Annotated in this window: 2 protein-coding genes and 1 pseudogene; 2 read left to right on the top strand and 1 reads right to left on the bottom strand. The window is 71.7% G+C overall.

Going from position 1 to position 2,936, the window contains the following annotated elements; all coding sequences use genetic code 11:
* Positions 1-727 (top strand): annotated as a pseudogene (locus ABZ281_RS44515) (aldo/keto reductase); the annotation flags it as partial.
* Positions 728-938: 211 nt separating this feature from the next.
* Here ABZ281_RS44515 and ABZ281_RS44510 read toward each other — a convergent pair.
* Complete coding sequence (locus ABZ281_RS44510; protein ID WP_356663992.1) at positions 939-1,169, bottom strand: hypothetical protein; 231 nt, start codon at positions 1,167-1,169, stop codon at positions 939-941.
* A gap of 179 nt (positions 1,170-1,348) precedes the next feature.
* Between ABZ281_RS44510 and ABZ281_RS44505 the strand changes: the two genes are divergently transcribed.
* Positions 1,349-2,936, top strand: a 1,588-nt coding sequence (locus ABZ281_RS44505) for a hypothetical protein (protein WP_356663990.1), incomplete at its 3' end; no start/stop codon positions are given.

Below are 2,936 nucleotides of genomic sequence, written 5' to 3'. Positions count from 1 at the left end.
GGCGGCGGCCGTCGGTACGGCGGTGGTGGAGCTGCTGGAGACGGGCGAGTTCCAGCGTGAGCTCCTCGCCGAAGCCCTGCACCCCTACCCGGAAGGCCTGCTGATCACCACCAAGGTCGGTGTCGCGCGCACCGGCCCCGACGGCGACTGGAAGCTCGACGGACGGCCGGAGATCCTGCGCGACCAGGTCCGGCAGGCCCTGCGAGGCTGCGGACCGAGCGGATCGAACTGCTCCAGCTGCACCGCATCGACCCCGACACGCCGCTCGCCGACCAGCTCGGCACGCTGCGCGAGCTCCAGACCGAGGGCCTGGTCGGCCGGATCGGGCTGTCGGAGGTCACCGTCGACGAGCTGGAGCGGCGCCCGGGAGCTCGTCGACGTCGTGAGCGTACGGAACCGCTACAACCTCCTCGACCGGGAGTACGAGGCAGTGCTGGACGCGTGCACGGCGGCCGGGATCGCCTTCCTTGCGTAGCAGCCGGTGGCCTGGGGGAAGGCGGGAGCCGAGGCCGGTATCGCCGCCGTCGCGGCCGAGCTCGGCGCCACGCCCACGCAGGTCGCGCTCGCCTGGCTCCTCGACCGCGCCCCGGTCGTCCTGCCGATCCCGGGCACGGCCCGCATCGAGCATCTGGAGGAGAACCTCGCCGTGGCCGACCTGAAGCTGACACCCGCCCAGCGCGCCCGCCTCGACGGGCCGGCCGAGGGTGCACGGGGCGAATCGGGCTGATGAGGAGCCGGGAAGGGTGATTTCCGCGCCGTCCACCGCACGCGCAGCCGCTCGTCGGCCAGGACGGGCAGCGACCCGTCCGTGCTCTCAGCGGGGACGGTCCGGTCGAGCACCGGCCGTTCGGTGCGGGCAGCGCCGTCGTCGAGAGAGCGTGGGGGCATGCGTCAGCCCCTCCACGCCGTACGGCATCCTTCGGCCGGCGTACGCAGGCTCACGCCTCGTCGGACGACCCGTTGTTCCAGTCGTACGGGCCGCCGCCCTGCCACTCGATCAGCTCGGTGTCGTCGACGGCCGTGTCGGCCGTGGGCAGGCCCTCGCGGTGCAGCAGGTCCAGTACGTCGAAGAGGCTGTAGGCGACGCCCATGCGCTCGCCGTGGATGGTCACCAGCCGTCCGCCGTCCGTCGCGGGCGGCTGCACGACCACAGGGGGTTGACCGTCCATAGCCCCACCATGCTCCCGAAACGGCCGGTCCGCAGCTCGGTGGCGTCCAGAAGCGGTACGAACCCGCCGCGTGCCGGGGTCCGGGCGCGCTGTGCGGCGGTGACAAGCCGCCATCCGGAAGCTGAGTTCTCATCAGCACTCCCTGAGAGCGGTCGTGCCACCGCCCTAACGTCCGTGGCATGGACATGAACCGTACGCACAGAGGGAAGTGGCGCGGAGCCGTGCTGGCGGTACTGCTGACCGCCGGGACACTCACGGCCGCCGCCCCGGGCGCCCACGCCGAGGGAGCGCGCACCGAGACGCCGGTGCAGTCGACGTCGCCGGTGACGGGGGTGACGGAATCGACGGTGCGGGTGAAGGTGCCGCTGCCGGAGTCGGCCGGACCCCGTCCGGCGGCCTGCGACTGGCTGTCGTACCTGCGCTACCGCTCCGTCGACGGGCCGGCCGCGTCGGCGGACGCGGACCGGATCCTCATCGCCCAGCCCGGCATTCTGGAAGGGGCGGGGGCGTTCGACAGCATCGCCCGCAACACCGTCACGCGGGCCGCCGAGCAGGGGGCGCACATCGAGTTCTGGGCGCTGGACCGGCGCTCCAACTGTCTGGAGGACCGCACCGGCATCGCCTCCGGCGACCAGCACACCGCCGTCGACTACTACTACCGCGGCAAGCAGGTCGGCGGCCGGACCTTCGGCGGCTACACCGGCAACGCCCAACTGGGCTGGATGGCGAAACTCGGGATCGAGCAGACCGTACGCGACCAGTACGACCTGCTCACCGCCGAGTTGCCCTCCCAGGCACTGCGCAAGCGGAAGGTGCTGTGCGGCGGGCACTCGCTGGGCGGTGTCATCACCGGCTACTTCGCCACCGCCGACTTCGACGGCGACCGCGCCACCACGGCCGACGCCGGATACAACCAGTGCGCCGGCTACTTCGCCCTCGACACGACCGTCTCCACCACGCTGGGCGACCTCAGCGGCAGCATCCCCGGCGACACCAACCTGCCCGACATCGGCCTCGGTTACGGCGTCGTACAGGCCGGGCTGGACAGCGGCGTGCTGCCGCGCACCCTGTCCGCGCCGGTGCTCCTCAACCCCGAGACCATGACCCTGCTCGGCATCGCGGGCCTGGGCGCGCTGAAGGACCTCGACGGTGAGGCCGACCTGCTCGGCTATCTGCCCCGCAACCTCAACATAGAGGCCACCAACCGCTTCCTGTTCGCCAAGGACACCGCCGCCTTCCTCAGCGGCTCGCCGGCGGTGAAGGACTTCCGGCTCACCAACGGCGCGGTGCTCGGGGCGCTGCTGGACGACAACTCCGTCCCGCTGGCGTTCCTGCAGACCAGCGTCGGCTTCTTCGACGGCGGACCGATCGCCGACAAGAGCTTTCCCGCCGCCAACGGGGGCGATGCTCAACCGGGGCTGTACGGGACCGCGTACAAGGCCATCCCGGATCGGCCGCACGGCCCGCTGTACACCTGGCGCAACTACGACCGCGTCGGCGACGCGGACGACCCCGGTTACCGGTCGGCCGACGGCACCCCGTTCACCGGTGCCGGTGAAGAAGTCACCGACGTGCGGCAACTGGCCCGCAGCCTGGCCGAGCAGCCGCTGGACTTCACCGAGCAGTACTTCCCGACCAAGCTGGTCACGGACATCGAGCTGGCCACCTCACCGCAGGTGAAGAAGCTCGTCGTCCACCCCGAGGGGCTCAAGGCCAACCCGGTGCTCACCGTGCTCGCCGGTGAGGGCCTGCTGGCCGGCCGGGTCC

The organism is Streptomyces sp. NPDC006265, from assembly GCF_040613555.1.
In the GTDB taxonomy this organism is placed as follows: domain Bacteria; phylum Actinomycetota; class Actinomycetes; order Streptomycetales; family Streptomycetaceae; genus Streptomyces.
The sequence above is the reverse complement of the archived record's forward strand: the minus strand, read 5'-3'. Positions and strand labels throughout refer to the sequence as shown.

Coding starts and splice junctions, on each gene's coding strand:
- ABZ281_RS44510 (WP_356663992.1), bottom strand. CDS start 1,169: ATGGACGGTCAACCCCCTGTGGTCGTGCAGCCGCCCGCGACGGACGGC.